This window comes from Alteromonas sp. 07-89-2, from assembly GCF_013113925.1.
Taxonomy (GTDB): Bacteria; Pseudomonadota; Gammaproteobacteria; order Enterobacterales; family Alteromonadaceae; genus Alteromonas; species Alteromonas macleodii.
The window spans coordinates 15,914-34,003 of sequence record NZ_VTYM01000031.1 but is presented as its reverse complement, the minus strand read 5'-3'; the positions used below and the strand labels follow the sequence as shown (position 1 = coordinate 34,003).

Below are 18,090 nucleotides of genomic sequence, written 5' to 3'. Positions count from 1 at the left end.
TCTATGTCTTAGGGGCGCGTTGTAGCTATACCCGCTAAAAGACCCTACAAAAACTAGGTGGTCTTACCAATAATTACTCGGCGCGTGAATTTTCATCAAATCTAGCACTATGGTATTACCCATAGTAAGTAACTTGCTGATTTAACGTGTGCTAACTGTATTTGACCTGTAATAAATACAACTTATTGGTGATGGATTCTCGCCGTCTTAAGGAGTGTTATAGAGGGGTCACCTTTGTTGTTAATCAAGGAAGCAGTCGTTCTCATGGACAAGAAGCTAAAGGTTAAAAAGAGCCAATTTGCTAATAACGCTAAGGCACGTAGAGCCGTTGCGTTGGCAGCCATTACGGGGTGCAGTCTTCTAACCGTAAACCTTCCTGCTTATGCTCAACAGTCCGACTTATCAACAAGCTCAGACATGGTGGAATCTTCTCTTTCAATGAGTCTGAATGCTCAAGCTATAACGATAGACGATGAAACGGTCTTCATCGCTGTTAGTCAGTTTGGGCTAAATAACATAACTAACATTATCCAAAGCGGCAACGGCGCCAACCTATCGAATGTTGTTCAAAACGGCAGTAATAACGAAGCTCTTATCACTCAGCTAGGTGAGGGGAACGTCGTTAATTTATTGCAGCAAAACAACAATAACTATTTCGAGATTATTCAAGATGGGTTCGACAATGTAGCCAATGTTAATCAATTGGGTGAACAGTCTTTTACTGTTTACCAGATAGGGAACGAAATGGTGATTAACATCACACAATATCAAGAATGATGTGATTGCCATAGGGAGACAAATGTGAAAATGAAAAAAACAAAAATAGCGAGTGCATTGCTTTTAGTAGCAGCGACAGGGTGGGCATCGGCTCAGGAAGTTCCAGCGAGTAAGACAGTTGATTTCAGTGCTTCAGCAGATTTTATTGCTGCAGCTGAAGGCAATGAAATTACGCTAACCCAAACGGCACCAGAGGGAAATGAGGTAGGTAATGAATCTATTTTAAGTCAGGAAGGTGACTTAAATGCAATTTTTGTAGAAGTAACGGGTGACGCAAACGAAGTACTTGCTTCACAAATGCAGTCAGGTAATACCTTCTTTGCAAGTGTCACAGGTAACGGCAACTTCTTAGAATCTGAGCAAGATAGTTTAAATAGTACAGCCGATGTCGTTGTCGAGGGTGACGATAACACGGTTTCACTTGTTCAATTAGGTGATGGCGGCCCTATCGGTTTTATTTTTAATCGCTCAATAAATAGCATTTCGGGCAGTGGAAACACGTTGTCAGTGTATCAGGGCGATGGTGGTAACTGGGCTAATAATGCCATTGCGGGTAACGACAATACGGTATTTGTTGATCAAAGTGGTGACTGGCACGAATCGTATGTTCGCGAGTTAAGCGGTGATGCGAACGTTATCGATGTTATTCAAGACGGCTATTACAACGTGTCTGATTTAACCGTTATCGGCTCAGAAAACGAAGTTGAAATTGACCAAGATGGCGACCAGAACGCTGTGGGTTGGAGCATGGTTGGCGACGGTAATGTGCTAGAGTTTGAACAAGATGGAGATGGCAACGAGATTACCACAGGAGTATTTGAAGGCTCTGGCAATGAAGTTAATATCGATCAAATCGGTGACGTTAACTTAGCTACCGTAGAAACTATCGGCGGACAAGCGAATACGTTCGAAATTAACCAAGTGGGCGAAGGCAACACGGCTTATGCTGGCGTAATTGGCTTATTCAACGAGTTTGATTTAACTCAGGTAGGTGATGCCAATGAAATCAGCACAGTTAATTTCGATGGCCTGTTTAACACCGTTGAAATTGAGCAAGATGGCGATGCCAACTTGGCGTTAGCACAAGCTGGTATTGGTGATGCAACTTACTACGCTGATGGCAACATCATTGAAATGTCTCAAGAGGGTGTTGAAAATACGGCATCAGTTGAGTTGGCAAGCAACGTTACATCAAGCTACAACGAAATTATGGTTTCGCAAACGGGCGAGCTTAACTTACTAGACCTATTGGTTAACGGTGACGACAATATTGTTAGTGTTATGCAAGAAGGCGCAGGAAACTGGGTAACAGACGACGCGGGTGGTCAGTTCGTTATTTCTGGTGATATGAATACATTTGAAGTTACGCAAATGGGTAACGACAACTTAGTTACAGGTAGTATCACTGGCAATGGCGGCACAGTAAGTGTTACGCAGGTTGGTGACTACAACGTAGCTACCGTTGTTCAGATGTAAACCTACAGATGTAAAAGTGAGTAGCCGGGCGTTTGCCCGGCTATATTCAGTAAAATGAAGTACTTGTATTGTTTCTCTCTTATCACACTGCTTTTTAGTGTGTTCTTTTCTCCGATTCACGCAGAAGAAATTCGGCTAGGTGGACTGTTGCTCGATAACAGTATTAGCCGTCAAGGCCACGAATTTGCCTCTCGCATTAGCCAATACTGGCGAGAAGTCCCAGACAGTTCGGGTAAGAACCTTGTTGTTAAAGAAATTATTGTTCCACAAGCGGGTACTCTTCTTTCGGTGATTTACGACAATAGAGTGGTTTATCAAACGTACATGGGGCGCAGACAAGTACCGTTAGATGAAAAAGTACAGCAAGCCATCATGTTAGTTTTAGACGCGGTGGCAAACGCGAGTATAGACAGTAGAAGCCCAGATTTAGCAGGGGACGAATGGTAATGAAAAAAGGGATATTGATAGCAGCCTTAATCGCGACTGGCTCGTGGACTTCAGCTAGTGTGAAAGCCACAGAGTTGGTGTATGAACCGATCAACCCGTCATTCGGTGGTAATCCACTTAACGGATCATTTTTATTAAGTAAGGCGAATTCACAAAACGCTCATACAGCGCCTTACAGCGAGCGCTCCTATGACGAACGCCTTCAAGAATCACTCGAACGCGCCTATATCAATCGTATAGTCCGCGAAATCACAGACATCGCATTTGGCGAACAAGAATATGATGAAGATGGAAACCCGATAGATAGCATATTCAATCAGGATAGTATTTTTGTTAGTGGTGACTTTCAGGTAGAACTAATAACGAGTAATCCTGACAGCATTGTTGTGAACATTACTAACTTACTGACAGGTGAGGTTACTGTCGTTGAAATTCCACGGTTTGGGTAGGGAAACACATGAGAAGTACCGTTTTTTTAATAGTGGCCATGGCGCTTGCAGGATGCCAGTCCATCACTAATACGCTGCCGCCTGATACAACGGCCGCTGATGTAATTACAGACAGTGCCACATTGGCTGAAGTAAAAAGCTTGCCAGCGCCTATGGGACAAATTCCGGTTTCTGTATATGCGTTTAGAGACCAGACCGGGCAATATAAACCGAGCACTGGGGCAAGTTCGTTTTCTACTGCGGTGACTCAAGGCGCAACCTCTATTCTTGTTCAGACTTTAAGCGAGACATCGTGGTTTTTACCTGTTGAGCGTGAAGGGCTGCAGAACATTCTTACCGAACGCAAAATAATTAGAGCCGACGAAAGCAGCGGAGGCGATTTACCGCCACTCACTACAGCTAGAATTATTATAGAAGGTGGGATAATTAGCTACGATACCAACATTCGTACCGGCGGCGCTGGTGTAGAGTACTTTGGCATTGGAGCGAGTGAGCTGTTTAGGGAAGATCAAATTTCCATTTACATGCGTGCAGTTGATGTGAGAACAGGCCAAGTACTGGTGTCGGTTTCAACATCTAAGAAAGTACTAAGCCAGGAGGTGAGAGCAGGCCTGTTTAGGTATGTTTCGCTTAAGCGCTTGCTTGAAGCAGAAACGGGCTACACGACTAATGAACCCATGTTCGAGTGCGTTAAACAAAGCATAGAAAAAGCGGTGACGGAGTTGGTGCTACAAGGAATGGAGAAAGGCGTATGGCGCGCGAAAGCGTAGACGCCATACGCAATTAGATTCAATGGATTATCAGTTTAGATACTTACTCGTTGTGGTTGGCTAAACTGATGATCGAACCACTTTATAAGCTCAACGCGATTTCGGCAGTCCGTCTTTCTAAATATGCTGTAAACATGAGTTTTCACCGTATTTACGCTGATGTGTAAGCAGTCTGCAATCTCCTGATTTTGGGCTCCATCTGCAATTTTGCGTGTGATGGATAATTCCCTCTTGGTCAGCACAGTATGTGACGATTGAAGTGCAGCAACGGGTTTTGGTTTAGACACTAGGTTGGCATCAATATAGCGACTCATAATCTCGCGACTGAACCATTTGTTGCCCGCCTGAACTTGTTGAACACCGCGAACCAGAAGTTCTAAGCTATCTTCAATATGGAAAATACCGTTAATACCATGTTGTAATGCCGCATAATGAAAATCGACGTCAGACTCTGGCACGTTGAAAATGACTTTGTTCAACTCTGGATTATCGTTGACTACAGGCAAGTTGAGCATAGTGGCAGAGTCACAATACTGCGCATCGATAAAGAAGGTATAGGTGTTATTAAGCACGCTTCGAGGTGGATGAATCGCACCGGTTGAGACGACAAATCCACATGACGGCAAAATACTTAGGAATCGTTCGTGAGCCCCATCCTGTTTAGTATTTTCTGAAAAACTTTTTCTTGTTAAAACGAACGCTTGATGTGACATGAAAGCTCCTTTTCGTGTCTATCAACTTTACGAACTATACATTGGCTTTACAATACTCCTCTGGTCTAACTTGCTCCGCCAAAGCGTAACAAAATGTAACAGTGAAAAGCGCCTGTAAGTTTTGCTTAAATGCTAGAGCCTCTAAGTGTTCAACGAATTAAATATAAGTAAATTATCTCGATAAAAGCGGCTTACCCCCTTTGTTAATAATGGTGTTAGTGTATAGTTCAACACCAAGTCATTCCTTCCATTATTTCAACACACAGAGAGAACCATGACCGTAAACGTTGACACTCAGTCTTTGATTGCATCAATGCGCGATGTAGTAGGGCAGGCCTATTTGTTAACTGATAAAGCGAAGAAGCAGCCTTACACTAAAGGGTTTCGTTTTGGTGTGGGCGAAGCGCTTGCGGTAGTGCGCCCAGGAACGCTTGTCGAAATTTGGCGAGTGCTAAAGCTGTGTGTTGAAGCCGATGTTGCGGTTATAATGCAGGCGGCCAATACAGGGTTAACAGGCGGCTCTACGCCAGATGGTAAAGATTACGACAGGCCTCTCGTTATTATCAGTACTATGCGTATTGATGATATTCAGTTAGTCGACAATGGAAAGCAGATCGTTGGCTTGGCTGGGAGCACCTTGTTTGGATTGGAAGAGACGCTTGCGCCTTATGGTCGCGAACCTCACTCTGTGATAGGTTCTTCATGTATTGGCGCATCGATCGTGGGGGGGATATGCAACAATTCAGGTGGCGCTTTGGTCAAGCGAGGCCCTGCCTATACTGAACTAGCGCTTTTTGCCCAAATTGACGTCAATGGCAATCTATCTTTGGTAAACAATCTGGGGATTAACCTAGGTAGTGAGCCAGAAGAAATTCTGAATAATCTTGAGAACAAACGTTACAAAGAAGTTGATGTTCAGCACCCTGACGCTCGTGCATCAGACAACGAGTATGATGAACGAGTTCGAGACGTTGATTCAGACACACCTTCGCGCTTCAACAATGACGGCAGAAGACTTCATGAAGCTTCAGGCTGTGCGGGTAAGCTTGCCGTGTTCGCAGTGAGGCTAGACACCTTTCCTATTCCTGAGAAAAAACAGGTATTTTATGTGGGGTCTAACGACGCCGCTGTGTTTACCAAAGTGCGTCGCGACATACTTTCTACTTTCAAGAACTTGCCTGACTCGGGTGAGTACCTTCATCGTGACTGCTACGACGTATCCAAGAAATACGGTAAAGATATGTTTATTGTTATCAGCAAGCTTGGCGCCAAATTTATTCCTAAGCTTTTTGCATTTAAGCGCAAATTTGACGCATTTACTGACAAGCTGGGCTTCTTACCCAACAAAATGTCAGATCGCGTTATGCAGTATATGAGCTACGTTTTTCCTAACCACTTGCCTAAGCGAATGGAAGAGTACAGAGACAAGTATCAGCATCATTGGATATTGGAGATGAGCAACGACGGGGTAGATGAGGCCAAAGCCTACCTTGATGCTTTCTTTAAAACCAATGAAGGTAGTTATTTTGAGTGTACAGAAGAAGAAGCTGATAAGGCTATTTTGCATCGCTTTGTTGCTGGTGGCGCGATAGGTCGTTACCACGTGATGCACAGCAAAGACGTGGGCGCTATGATGACCATCGATGTTGCACTTCGCCGCAACGATCCCGACTGGTTTGAAGTGCTGCCTAAAGAAATAGACGACCAGATAGACACAAAACTGTATTACGGCCATTTATTCTGCCACGTAATGCACCAGAATTACGTGTTGAAAAAAGGGGCGGATGCCAAATTGTTAAAGGGTAAAATTCTGGAAACTTTTGATGCGAGAAGCGCTGAATATCCAGCAGAGCACAATGTGGGACACGAGTACTTTGCAAAAGATGCGCTGAAAAACTTTTACCGAGAATTAGACCCAACCAATAGTTTTAACCCGGGAATAGGCAAAACCACCAAACTTAAAAATTGGGCTGAGCATGATGGAAGTTGTTGTGGTGGGCATCATTAAGCGCAAATTACGCTTCCAGCCACTTGTGCATTGATAAAAGAGCCATAAAAAATGATGTCAGTGACATTCTATGGCTCTTTTTAGTGACCTTGGTGCCAGCGATACTAAGAAGCGAGAGAGTCGAGGTTAAGTTCACTGACTGATTTTGCACCGCATAGTGTCATCGCGACATGCATTTCCTGTTTGTACAGATCGAGTAAGTTCTCTACTCCTTGTTGGCCTTCAGCAGCAAGTGCATAAATAAAAGAGCGCCCTAGTAAAGTACAATCGGCACCTAGTGCCAGCATTCTCACCACGTCCAAGCCGTTACGAATACCTGAGTCTACGAAGATACTTAGATCGCCTTTCACCGCGCTAGCAATCGCTGGAAGAGCCTTAGCGGTAGAAAGCACGCCATCTAGCTGACGACCGCCGTGATTGGATACTACAATGCCTTCTGCGCCAAAACTCAGCGCATCTTTGGCATCTTGTTCAGTTAAAATGCCTTTGATAATCATTGGGCCGTCCCAAAACTCTCTGATCCATTCTAAGTCTTTCCAACTGATAGACGGATCGAAATTGGCGCCCAACCAGCCAATATAGTCTTCCAACTGGGTCGGTTCGCCACGATAAGTAGAAATGTTGCCAAGATCATGAGGCTTACCGAATACGCCTACATCAAATGCCCAACGAGGATGGGTCATCGCTTGCAGTACGCGACGGCTTGCAGCAAATGGCCCACTCATACCGGAGTGTTTATCGCGATAGCGAGCCCCTGGTACAGGCATATCTACGGTAAAAACCAACGTTGTTACACCCGCTGCTTTGGCGCGCTCCAGAACATTCTTCATAAAGCCGCGATCGCGAAGCACATAGAGCTGAAACCACATTGGACGTTCAATGGCTGGTGCGACTTCTTCAATAGGACATACTGACACCGTCGACATGGTAAACGGGATGCCTTTGTTTGCTGCCGCTTTAGCGGCTTGCACTTCACCACGTCGCGCATACATTCCGGTTAATCCCACGGGAGCAAGGGCAATAGGTAAAGCCAATTGTTCACCAAAGACCGTTGTAGAAAGGTCAAGCGACGACATATTTCTCAGCACTTGCTGCTTTAATGCAATGTCAGCCAAGTCAGTTTCATTGCGTTTAAGTGTATGCTCTCGATAGGCACCACCATCAATGTAGTGAAATAGGAACGGCGGTAATATTTTTTGCGCAGCGCGTCGATAATCAGTCGGCGATGAAATAATCATGTCTTTAATCGATTGTAATTAACTTGATAAAAATATAACGTTTCTCGCCTTAGGGATATACGGCAACAATGAAATTTATCTTTTCCAAAAGTGAAGTAATAACGTGAGAGCAGACGATTTAATTCTCTTTGCACAAATTGCGGAGATGGGCAGTTTTAGCAAAGTGGCAGAGGCGAACAACATTACCAACTCGGTAGTCAGTAAGCGAATAGCAAAGCTTGAAAAAGAGCTGGGAACGCAGCTTTTGTATCGCACTACTCGCAAACTCACGCTTACCGAAGCGGGTCAAGCTTTGAAGCAAGGCGCCATGAATGTAAAGGCGTCCACGCAGGAAGCTATCGACACAATTTCTGGATACAGTGAACAAATATCCGGACACATTAAAATGTCGGTTCCAACGATTTCGGGCGACTTACTGTTAGCAGATGCGGTAGCTGAGTTTTGTACACTTCATCCAGGGCTAAGCGTTGATATGTCTCTTGATAATCGATTTGTAAATTTAGTCGAGGAAGGGTTTGATCTTGTTATTCGAACGGGATATTTGGAAGACTCAAGTCTGATCGCGCGGCACTTTTTAGATTCCCATTGGGTGGTTTGCACATCGCCGGATTACATTAGACGAAAGGGCAGGCCCAAAGCACCTGAGGACTTGAGCTTTCACAACTGTTTGTTGTATTCCTACCACACATCCGGTGCAAGGGAGTGGGAGTTTACGTCGTCTCAAGGCAGTTACACCATCACCGTAGATGGCGCATTTTCAAGTGATAATGCAGGGGCGCTTCGCAAAGCAGCTCTTGCTGGTAGAGGTATTGCCTACGTACCTAAATGTTTGGTATTCGAAGATTTATGTAATGGAACACTGGTCGATTTGTTTCCAGAGCGGGTAGGTAAGGTGTTAGGCGTTTATGCCGTTTATCCTTACAGCCGCCAGCCATCTCGAAAAATTAAGCTGTTAATTGAACATATCAGGCAGCGCTATTTATCTATGTCTGATTATTTTTGATAAGCCAACGCTATTGAGTGTTGGCGTTAAAGTAAAATTAGTCTCTAAATTAAATAACCAACTAGTAGAGTGAATTGTGGTGTTTATAGGGCTCGGTATTACTGAAAAGCCTTTCTTTCATAAGGTCATAGGGATATGTCATCACATTACCAGGTTGTGTTTTTGTAATGTCGAAAGCGTCGTAGAGTTCTCCAGTCAAGGTATATGAACGATATGAAAGAGTGTTCTCGTGTACTTTTATAGCTTGGTAAGTCGGCGTATTTTCTCCGACTCTTTCTAACGTAACATTGAATTCTTCGTATTCATCCCATCGCGTTTTCTTTAGTGGATAAGCTTTAGGACTGCTACTTGCCGTAACAAAAACACTATTTACATGCGTGCCCGGCTCGTTTTTTATACTCCCTCTAGAGTAAGCATGATCGTGTCCTTGTAAAACCAGATCAACATTGAATTCTGTTATTAATGGCAATAAAGCACTGCGAACTGCGGGCTCGTCTTGCCCCGGACTATTTAGTGGCATTCCACAGTTTGAAAATATTGGGTGATGAAAGGCGATAATTTTCCATTTTGCTTTACTTTCACTAAGTGTCTGTCTTAGCCATTTTGTTTGCATTGCGAATGCCGTCTCATTGTGCCTGATTTCCGTATTAACAATGAATACGTCGGTATTAGGGTAATGCAAAGTATAAGCTGTCTCTTGTAATTGATTTGATAACTCCGGAGAGGTTGGAAGCTTAAACTGATCTTGCCAAAAGCGGCTTAAAACCCACTGTTTTCCGCCATCGGTTAAATGCTGATGGGCATATTCATGGTTTCCAACCACGGGGACTACTGGAATTTCTGCGTGTATGAACTGCCCTGCAGAAAACCACTGCGCCCATTCTAAGTCCCTAGCTCCATGGTCTACAAGATCGCCAGTATAAAGAGCAAAGTCTGCATCGGGCATCGCCTTAAAGCCCTTTCTCAAGAGTGCTGGAAATTGTTCGCGCATGCCATTTTGTGCGTCTGAAAAGTACAGAAATCGTGTAGTTGAAGAGGAGGGTAGACCGGCCGTTTTCGTCATATACCATTCAGACCATTTACCTAAGCCTCCTCGTACTCTATACGCGTAACGCGTATTTGGTTTTAAGTTTTTAAATGTAACTTCGTGATATGCAACGTCGGCGAGGTGCGTGTTGTAGTGATATTGAGCTCTCTCTTGATTAACATTGTCTCTCGATTGCTCATGAACGTTAGAAGGTATTGAGTTACCTCTGCGCAATTCAGCGCGCTGTGTTTCTGCTTTGTAGGTTTTTGCACCCAAATCGAATCTGGCGGCTGATGTAACAGGTGCAATTTGGGCAACCGTAATTTCAACTTCTTCCGACGTGCGCCAATTAACAGAAAAGCTTTCACTAGGAAGTTGGGTAGGATTAAGTATAACCCTGTCAGGGTATTCGCTTGCTTGCTGCCAAATTGGTGTGCTAGCAAGTGCTATAGTAGGTATGCAACTAAGTAATAGTATAAGCACGAGATGCTTCATATCAATGCCTCTTGTGGGCAGACATCTGCAACCTGCAGATGCCTGCATTAGACTAGAAGGTAGTGCGAACGCCTACGCCGTATGTTGCTGGAGCACCAACGAGACGAGCACCTGCATTGAGTTCTAGAAAATATTCTTCATCAGTAATGTTTCGACCATATGCAAATGCGGTAAACCCGTTACCCAACTCAAGGTCCATATTGATATTAAGCAAGCCGTAATCAGGCACCGTATTGCCAGCACCTGCATTCAATCGGTTAGTTTCTTCGTCGTGGTAGGTATAGGTCAGACGAGTAGAAAGTAACCGGTTAGTTGCAACGAAAATGCTATGATTGAGCGAGATTGAATATGAAAGCTCGGGTGAGCCAGGTAACGGGTCTCCAACTGTATTTTGCACATCATCGACACGGTTAGATGAAAACTCCGTAATTTCTGTATCGAGATAGGTAACAGATGAATTGAACGTTAATTGTTGTTCGCCATTGTTTAACAGCTGGGCGTTGAAGGAAGCTTCTGCACCACGAACTTCAGCCGCTCCAACATTTGTTCGTCCATTGGTGTCATTTGAAAGTCGAGTAGTTGCTTGCATTTCTTCAAAATCGTAAGCAAATAAGTCGACGCTAGCACTCAAGCTCTCGTCGGTATAACGCAACCCCAGTTCAAATGAGTCTACGGTTTCAGAGTCAAATGGCTCAGTCTCTTCTAAAGAGAATATTGATGTACCATCAAACCCCCCTGCTCTGTATCCGTTGCCAATAGAGGCAAAAATATTCAGGTTATCAGAAAGGTAGTATTGGGCGGTTAGCTTACCTGAGACATTATTGTCGTCAAAATCTCTGTCCCAAGAAAACAGGCCAGGGGAGTTGAATACTTCCTCATATATAGAAGTTCCCCAAGGGTCTAAGTCTTGGTTGTAGCCTGAAAACTTAGCAGTATCTTGGGTATAACGAACGCCCGCAGATAATTTCAGGTCGTTGTTTACAAACCAATCAACGTTGGCAAACGTAGCAAAGCTGTTTCGAGTCTGACTATACGGAGAAGTGTACTGGGAGCGAACTGCGAAGCTTGTCCAATCGCTTACGAAGTCCACCGAGTCGCTGACATAGAAGACACCTGCGATCCAATCAATGTCTCCTCCTTGACTATCACTGAAGCGAATTTCTAAAGAGGACTGGTCAAGTGTTTCATCAAATGCATATTTGTAGCGAGGAAATGAGGTTCCGTCACCATTTCCCCCCATATTACGCTCACTTTCTTGGTAGCCAAATAGCACGTTTACGTTCAAATCAGTGTCTATTTGATGAGCTAATTCTCCGTTTACACCTTCGATATCTATAGTGTGTCTATAGTACTCATCCGCGTAAAACGCATATGGGTCGTCGTTTTCGCCTGCATTTCTGCTTATACCAGAGCCTGTCTCATTTTCCAAAGCGATACGATCGTATTGAAGTGTGTCGCCATTATCAGAGCTCATAAAGTAGCGCAAAGTTAAGTCAGTATTGGCCTGGAAGGTATAAACCCCGGTTGCACGAAAGGCAAATAGGTCTTTATCACCAAACCCGTCTCGCTCTCCCGGATCGGTTACGGCTGGAATTACCCCCTCAAAACCTTCTGGCACATAACCAGCGAACAGGCCCGCGCCTTTGCCGTCCATGTAACCACCACCTTGTTCAAATTTCGTAGCGATACGTACCTTTAAATTATCAGAAACGCTTCCGCCAAATGCAGCTTCACCCTGCGTATACTCGTAACTTCCATACTCTACGCTGGCATAGCCTTCGAATTCATCTGTGGGACGCTTTGTGATGGCGTTAATGACTCCTGCTGTTGTATTACGTCCGTAAAGTGTTCCTTGAGGGCCCTTGAGGACTTCAATTCGCTCTAAGTCGAACAAAGGCATGCCAAGATAAGCATTAGACGTTTGGTAGATACCATCAACATGTAATGCGACAGAGGGGTTGCCATTTGGTTTGTAGTCATCAGCCCCACCAATACCACGAATTGTAATGAAACTATTGTTGGCTCCGCCAAATGCAGAGTTAATTGATATGCCCGGCAGTGCATCTACCAATCCTTTGAAATCAGTGACCCCTGCATCTTGAATCTGCTGTGTATTCAAGACAGAAACAGCCGCCGATACATCCATTAGGTTGGTGTCACGTTTTGTAGCTGAAACTACTATTTCGTCGATAGGTGCTCCATTGACAGCAGTGTCCTTTGGGGTAAGAGACATCTGGGGCCCACGTTTCTTTATTACAAACGCCCCATTCGTTTGCTTGACGGCCTCTAACCCAGAATTGAAAAGCAATTTTTCAAGCGCTTCATCTATTTCATAGTTCCCATTTAGCGCAGGAGCTTTAATATTATTGACCAGTCGCCCAGGTGCGATGATCACAATGCCCGACTTGAATGAAAGTTGGTTTAATGCCGATGCCAAAGGAGCTGGCTCAAGTTCAACGCTTATGCTTTCTTGGGCAGCCGCAATTGCAGCGGTATTTAGTGACAAAGCTGTACAAATGGAAAAAGCTAACAAGTGTTTCTTTACACAACGCGACGATGTCATTTTACATTCTCCGGTACGGTCAGTGGTTTACTGCCGATTGAGTTCAAATTAAGTGTGTTGCAGTCGACTGTCGTGAACAAAGAGGCAAAGAGAGGAAATCTTTTTCAAAACTATGTCAGGTTTCATAAAACCTTCATGAATGTAACTAAATTGATTGCGGCACTTTTGCATTCAAAAAAGTACCGCTAACTGCTAATTTTCAGAATAGGTGAATGTAATTGTGCTACTTGTTCTCACCATTTCCAGTGGATAAGCCGCAGGCAAAGAATCGAGCAGTGTGTGAACATTGGAAGGGGTAACTATCGTGTTTATCGTAACAGCATCAGAACTAAAACCTTCAAGAGAGAGGGTTTGCTCTACATAAGGTTGTATTCGATACAAGAACTCTGTAATAGGGGTATTATTAAAAATAAGTTTATTGTCCATCCAAGCGAGTGTTTCTTTATCTGAGAAAGTCGTTATGCTCGTCATCGGTCCCCCAGTTAGTGGTGCAGAAACTCGTTCTCCTTGAGATAGGAACACAGGTGCTTCGCCTTTACCTGAAACTTTAACACTGCCCTCCACAACACTTACTCGAGTGGTTTTTTTGAAGTTATTTACATCTACTTCAAATTCAGTGCCTGTCACTTCTATAGTATTAACACCACTATTTACTATGAAAGGTTTATTGGTCATCGAGACTACATCAAAAAATGCTCTTCCTTGACTCAGTTCAATAGAACGGGTTGTGTCTAGCTCCGTATACGAAACACTACTTGTAGGACCTAGAGTGAGTTTGCTGCCATCAGGCAACGTAATATTCTTTATCTGTGCTGTTGTCGTAGAGTAAGCAAAGACTTGGCTGGGTTGAGAAAATGATTGGTCCTGTTTATTTAGCAGAGTAATAACTGTAATAACTAAAGTCGCAGCGAACGCTACGAGCGCACCAACTTTCTTGTACAGGTCTTTATATTTGAGTTGGGTTGATTTGCCTGTTTCTAGTGTTGAATTTTTTTCGGTCTCATATGCAATAATGTCATCAGTAAAACCTGTTTTATCCCACATTTTAGCAATAGTTTTAAACGCGTTGCGATGACGTAGGGAATGGGTGTACCACTTGGTAAATGCTTCCTGATACTGATGTGCTAAGTCTTCATCGTTCATTAAAGTAAACCAATGAATGGCTTGTTCATTGATAGACTTTTCAGCATTAAGATGGGTGACGTTTGAATTCTGTTTCACGTTCAATCTCTTTGTTCGTTTTTCCCTAAGGCACAATCAATCATTTGCATCTACTGAGCTTGCGAGGATAACCAGTGCACTGTTAAGTTGCCGACATACATCGGCTATACTCCATCCAGTATCGTCAGAAATCTGTTGATAGGTTTTGCCTTCAAGTCGGCTTGCACTTACGATGTATTTTTGCTTTTCTGACAAAGTGCAAAACAAAGCCCCTAGTTGCTGCAAAGCTTGCTGTGAATGCAAAATTTTATCGGGCTCAGATAGTGACAGTAACTCTGATTCAAACGACTCGTCGTTACCGGGTACAACGTTCGCAATCCATCTATCTGATTTCAAAGAACGCAGTGTCAGGTTAATTGAAATCTTGTATAGAAACGCCTTAGGGTTTTCAATATGCTCGCGAGATTTCATCTTTGCCAGCTGGTAAAACGCGTCTTGCGCTACATCCTCAGGGTCTGGAGGACCTGAACCAAAGGTTTTTCTTAAGAAAGCGCATAATCCCTCCCAATGCATATGATAAAACGAAGAAAAATCTGACTTTTTAGTGGGAACTTTCGCCTTTGGTAATCCTTTGCGAGGGGAGGCTATTTCATTTTCTTGTTCACCAACAAAACCAACAGCGTGTACTTTAGATAACGTATTCACATTAATCCCAAACAAATATCTTTCGAAAAGCGGTGTATTTTGGAAAGGAGACTATGTTAATTACTAATTATTACAGAATTAGTGTATGTCCCTAGACAAGCAAACAGTATGTTATTTGAGAGCGTTCAAATGTCGCTGGAAGATAGATAAATAAAACACTACGAACGCTCGCTATATGAAGAAATTGCTTAGTTAGCGCAGTCGGAATCTGAACGTTCCGACTTTATATGCTTACACCAAGCTTGAACCGATTCAAACCTTCACAAGTAGAAAATATAAAGTTTGTTCGCATTACACAGGGTTTCAACTTTCCTGTCAGTGAAAAGGGATTTGCTATGAAAGGCCAAGTAAACAACTCCACCATTCTTCTTCCTGTATTTCTCCCCGCCGTCGTCATTATTTTGCTTCTGGTGATCGGAACCATCAGCAACCCCGAAGTTGCCGGCGAGGCCTTCGATAGTACATTGGCATGGATTACAGAAACCTTTGGTTGGTTTTACATGTTGTCGGTCGCTATCTTTTTGGTATTCATTGTATCGGTAGCATCATCTAGCTGGGGAAACATAAAGTTGGGGCCCGATCATGCAGAGCCTCAATATAGCTTTCCCGAATGGTTTTCTATGTTGTTCTCAGCAGGCTACGGCGTAGCGCTGCTCTACTTTGGCGTAGCAGAGCCTGTTCTACACTATTCTTCACCGCCTGCAGGAGCAGCTGAAACTGTTGATGCGGCGAAACAAGCCATGCAAATCGCATTTTTTCATTGGGGCTTTCACATCTGGGCGATCTACGGGCTAGTCGGTTTGGTTCTTGCCTATTTTGCTTTTCGACATGGCTTGCCGTTATCTATACGTTCAGCTTTGTATCCGCTGATAGGGGATAAAATTTATGGCCCAATAGGTCACGCGGTAGACGTATTCGCCATTCTCGGTACATTATTTGGTATTGCGACTACGCTCGGGCTATCCGTTACACAGATCAATGCGGGGCTAAATTATCTTTCCGGCGATATCCCCATTGATATCATGGTGCAGGTAGGCACCATTGCAATCGTAACCATTGCCGCAACAATATCGGTTATCGCGGGCATGGATAAGGGCATTAAAAGGCTATCAATTCTTAATATGGTTCTGGCTGTATCGCTTATGAGTACCGTTTTTATCTTCGGAGAAACGGTTCATATTTTAGAAACCTTTTTACAGAACACAGGAAGTTATATCAACGGCATCATTGAGCGTACCTTTAATCTTCAGGCCTACAGTCGCAGCGATTGGATTGGCAACTGGACGCTGTTTATTTTTGGCTGGACCATCGCTTGGGCGCCGTTTGTAGGCATGTTTATCGCCAAGATAAGTCGAGGCAGAACCATTAGGCAGTTTGTTTTTGGTGTAATGCTTGTGCCTACCATGTTCACCTTCCTTTGGTTTTCCGTGTTTGGCGACACCGCGCTAAATGCCATTATGAACCAAGGTGTTACTACACTCATTAGCGATGTGCAGGAAAACGAAGCTGTTGCCTTATTTAAGCTCTATGACTTGCTACCTGGCGCGTCAATCATGTCAGGCTTGACCGTGTTATTGATCATTACGTTCTTTGTGACGTCATCAGATTCAGGGTCGTTGGTTATCGATTCTCTTGCTTCTGGAGGTAAAGAAGAAAGCCCGGTTTGGCAGCGTATATTCTGGGCGTGTCTGGAAGGAACCGTTGCTGCAGTGTTGCTGTTGGCTGGCGGGCTGAATGCTCTGCAAACGATGACCATTGCGAGCGCATTACCATTCGCCTTCATTATGCTAGCGTCTGCAGCAGGCTTATGGCGTGCGCTAGTCATTGAAGGCTACCGAAACAACAGTTTGAAGGCGAATACGCTTAATAGAAACCACGGTCGCTCGACTAGCCTAAAAGGCCGACTCGCAGCAATGGTCGATTACCCCAGCCGAAATGAGGTGCATGAGTTTATTGATAAAACTGTGATTGCAGCGATGAAAGACGTACAGGCTGCTTTGAAAGCGCGAGAGTGGGAGGCGTTCGTTAAGCTTGATGAGGAAACGGGAAGGGCCATCTTCACTGTTGAGCGTCACGATCACATGGATTTTATCTACGATATTCGTATGACTGAATATTTAGTGCCAGGGTTTAGCTACGCAGAGCTGCGTTCAGAAGAAGACGAGTCGGAAAAATATTTTCGCGCTGAAGTATTCCTTCGCCGCGGAGGGCAAGCTTACGATATTTACGGATATGACAAAGAGAGTATTACTAAGGACATCTTAGATCAGTTCGAAAGTTATCTTCACTTCCTCGATACCAGCCCAGGCGAACTGCCTTGGGAAATGGATGCGTATGATGACATGTTGACGCAGCCTAAAGAGTAAACAATCCACAGGGGCTTAGGTTGAAGGGAAAGCAAGGCTGCTTTCCCTTATTTATCCCCTAATTAATTACTTACTTAGAAGTAGTTAGCAATTTGGTTAATAACCGCATTTACTGCGCGGTAAGCATTAGATTCGTTTTCAACGCCACAGGCTTGGCCATTACAGCCTGACCAATAAGGGTCAGAGAAATAGTCGAGCTGGGTGGCACTACCGAATGCCTGAGGATAGGCCATGATAGTTGAGAAGTTATTATCAACGCCGTGACCGATACCATCATTATATACACCGCCTACTGAGCCTTGGCGAACAGAGTGGCCTAAGCCCATGTTGTGACCGAGTTCATGAACAAATGTGGACAGACCGCAATCAACGGCGCTAATGCTGTACATGCGGCTTTGCGAGCTAGAGTACAGTGTACCGTTGTTGCCTTGACCTACCCAGCCAATGCCGCACACGTAACCCACTAGCTGGCCGCCTTCATAAATGTTTTCACGATTACCTAAAAGCACAACCATGTCTGCGCCGTTTGAAGATCGTGCGTTTTGCACACCACTGCTATCAGTTAACAAGTCTAGCGCACTTTCGGTAGGTTGAAGGTCGCTAGATGTAGCAGCAGAAGACTGAGCGCCCACTAAACGCAACTGTAAATCTACCGCATTATTTTGATAAACACGGTTGGCGTGTGAGATGTATTGGTTAATTTTAGTGTCGATATTAGACACATTATTTGCAGCAGGTTGGGTGTAAAGCACCATTACATCGATGGTGGCTGCTGTTACTGATGTTGCACAAAGCAGTGAAACTGCCATTGCCGTTAAACACTTAAATGTGTGTTTCATTTTTATTTCCTTCTTGTTGTTTTATTTGAGCTTGTTGAATTTCCTGTGAAGCT

Annotated in this window: 15 protein-coding genes; 8 read left to right on the top strand and 7 right to left on the bottom strand. The window is 44.1% G+C overall.

Features of this window, described 5'->3' with window-relative positions:
• The first annotated feature begins 264 nt into the window (after nucleotides 1-264).
• Genes F0261_RS17265 through F0261_RS17245 form a run of 5 tightly spaced genes read left to right on the top strand, consistent with a single transcriptional unit; the run spans nucleotide 265 to nucleotide 3,919 of the window.
• Complete coding sequence (locus F0261_RS17265; protein WP_171338536.1) at nucleotides 265-777, top strand: curlin subunit CsgB; 513 nt, start codon at nucleotides 265-267, stop codon at nucleotides 775-777.
• A 30-nt stretch (nucleotides 778-807) separates the two neighbouring features.
• Entirely contained in the window at nucleotides 808-2,253 is a 1,446-nt protein-coding gene (locus F0261_RS17260) for a curlin (protein ID WP_171338535.1), read from the top strand.
• Nucleotides 2,254-2,307: 54 nt separating this feature from the next.
• Entirely contained in the window at nucleotides 2,308-2,700 is a 393-nt protein-coding gene (locus F0261_RS17255) for a CsgE family curli-type amyloid fiber assembly protein (protein ID WP_014950700.1), read from the top strand.
• Nucleotides 2,700-3,149, top strand: a complete 450-nt coding sequence (locus F0261_RS17250) for a curli assembly protein CsgF (RefSeq protein ID WP_014950699.1) — start codon at nucleotides 2,700-2,702, stop codon at nucleotides 3,147-3,149. Before F0261_RS17255 ends, F0261_RS17250 begins: the two co-directional genes overlap by 1 nt.
• A gap of 8 nt (nucleotides 3,150-3,157) precedes the next feature.
• Complete coding sequence (locus tag F0261_RS17245; protein ID WP_168463013.1) at nucleotides 3,158-3,919, top strand: CsgG/HfaB family protein; 762 nt, start codon at nucleotides 3,158-3,160, stop codon at nucleotides 3,917-3,919.
• Between the two features lie 35 nt (nucleotides 3,920-3,954).
• Here the strand turns inward: F0261_RS17245 and F0261_RS17240 are convergent, their stop codons facing one another.
• A complete protein-coding gene (locus tag F0261_RS17240) occupies nucleotides 3,955-4,632 on the bottom strand; it encodes a helix-turn-helix transcriptional regulator (RefSeq protein WP_168463012.1) in 678 nt (225 codons plus the stop codon).
• Between the two features lie 274 nt (nucleotides 4,633-4,906).
• Between F0261_RS17240 and dld the strand changes: the two genes are divergently transcribed.
• A complete protein-coding gene (gene dld / locus F0261_RS17235; protein WP_049588824.1) occupies nucleotides 4,907-6,640 on the top strand; it encodes a D-lactate dehydrogenase in 1,734 nt (577 codons plus the stop codon).
• Between the two features lie 104 nt (nucleotides 6,641-6,744).
• Here the strand turns inward: dld and lldD are convergent, their stop codons facing one another.
• Nucleotides 6,745-7,878 (bottom strand): FMN-dependent L-lactate dehydrogenase LldD, encoded by a 1,134-nt coding sequence (lldD, locus tag F0261_RS17230; RefSeq protein ID WP_014950695.1) that lies wholly within the window; start codon nucleotides 7,876-7,878, stop codon nucleotides 6,745-6,747.
• 103 nt (nucleotides 7,879-7,981) lie between these two features.
• On the opposite strand from lldD, the gene F0261_RS17225 reads away from it, so the two are divergent.
• Nucleotides 7,982-8,881, top strand: coding sequence for a LysR family transcriptional regulator (locus F0261_RS17225; RefSeq protein WP_014950694.1), 900 nt, complete (start codon nucleotides 7,982-7,984; stop codon nucleotides 8,879-8,881).
• Between the two features lie 61 nt (nucleotides 8,882-8,942).
• On the opposite strand, the gene F0261_RS17220 is transcribed toward F0261_RS17225, so the two are convergent.
• From F0261_RS17220 to F0261_RS17205, 4 genes are all read right to left on the bottom strand, one after another.
• Nucleotides 8,943-10,403 (bottom strand): FN3 domain-containing metallophosphoesterase family protein, encoded by a 1,461-nt coding sequence (locus tag F0261_RS17220; RefSeq protein ID WP_171338534.1) that lies wholly within the window; start codon nucleotides 10,401-10,403, stop codon nucleotides 8,943-8,945.
• Nucleotides 10,404-10,455: 52 nt separating this feature from the next.
• Nucleotides 10,456-12,966 (bottom strand): TonB-dependent receptor, encoded by a 2,511-nt coding sequence (locus F0261_RS17215; RefSeq protein ID WP_015068027.1) that lies wholly within the window; start codon nucleotides 12,964-12,966, stop codon nucleotides 10,456-10,458.
• 192 nt (nucleotides 12,967-13,158) lie between these two features.
• A complete protein-coding gene (locus F0261_RS17210) occupies nucleotides 13,159-14,187 on the bottom strand; it encodes a FecR domain-containing protein (protein WP_171338533.1) in 1,029 nt (342 codons plus the stop codon).
• A gap of 36 nt (nucleotides 14,188-14,223) precedes the next feature.
• Complete coding sequence (locus F0261_RS17205; protein ID WP_069944938.1) at nucleotides 14,224-14,832, bottom strand: RNA polymerase sigma factor; 609 nt, start codon at nucleotides 14,830-14,832, stop codon at nucleotides 14,224-14,226.
• Nucleotides 14,833-15,167: 335 nt separating this feature from the next.
• Here F0261_RS17205 and F0261_RS17200 point away from each other — a divergent pair, with 335 nt between their 5' ends.
• Entirely contained in the window at nucleotides 15,168-17,198 is a 2,031-nt protein-coding gene (locus tag F0261_RS17200; RefSeq protein WP_171338532.1) for a BCCT family transporter, read from the top strand.
• 74 nt (nucleotides 17,199-17,272) lie between these two features.
• Here the strand turns inward: F0261_RS17200 and F0261_RS17195 are convergent, their stop codons facing one another.
• The gene (locus tag F0261_RS17195) at nucleotides 17,273-18,037 is read right to left on the bottom strand and encodes a zinc-dependent metalloprotease family protein (protein WP_014950692.1); all 765 of its coding nucleotides are present in this window, start codon (nucleotides 18,035-18,037) and stop codon (nucleotides 17,273-17,275) included.
• Nucleotides 18,038-18,090 lie beyond the last annotated feature (53 nt).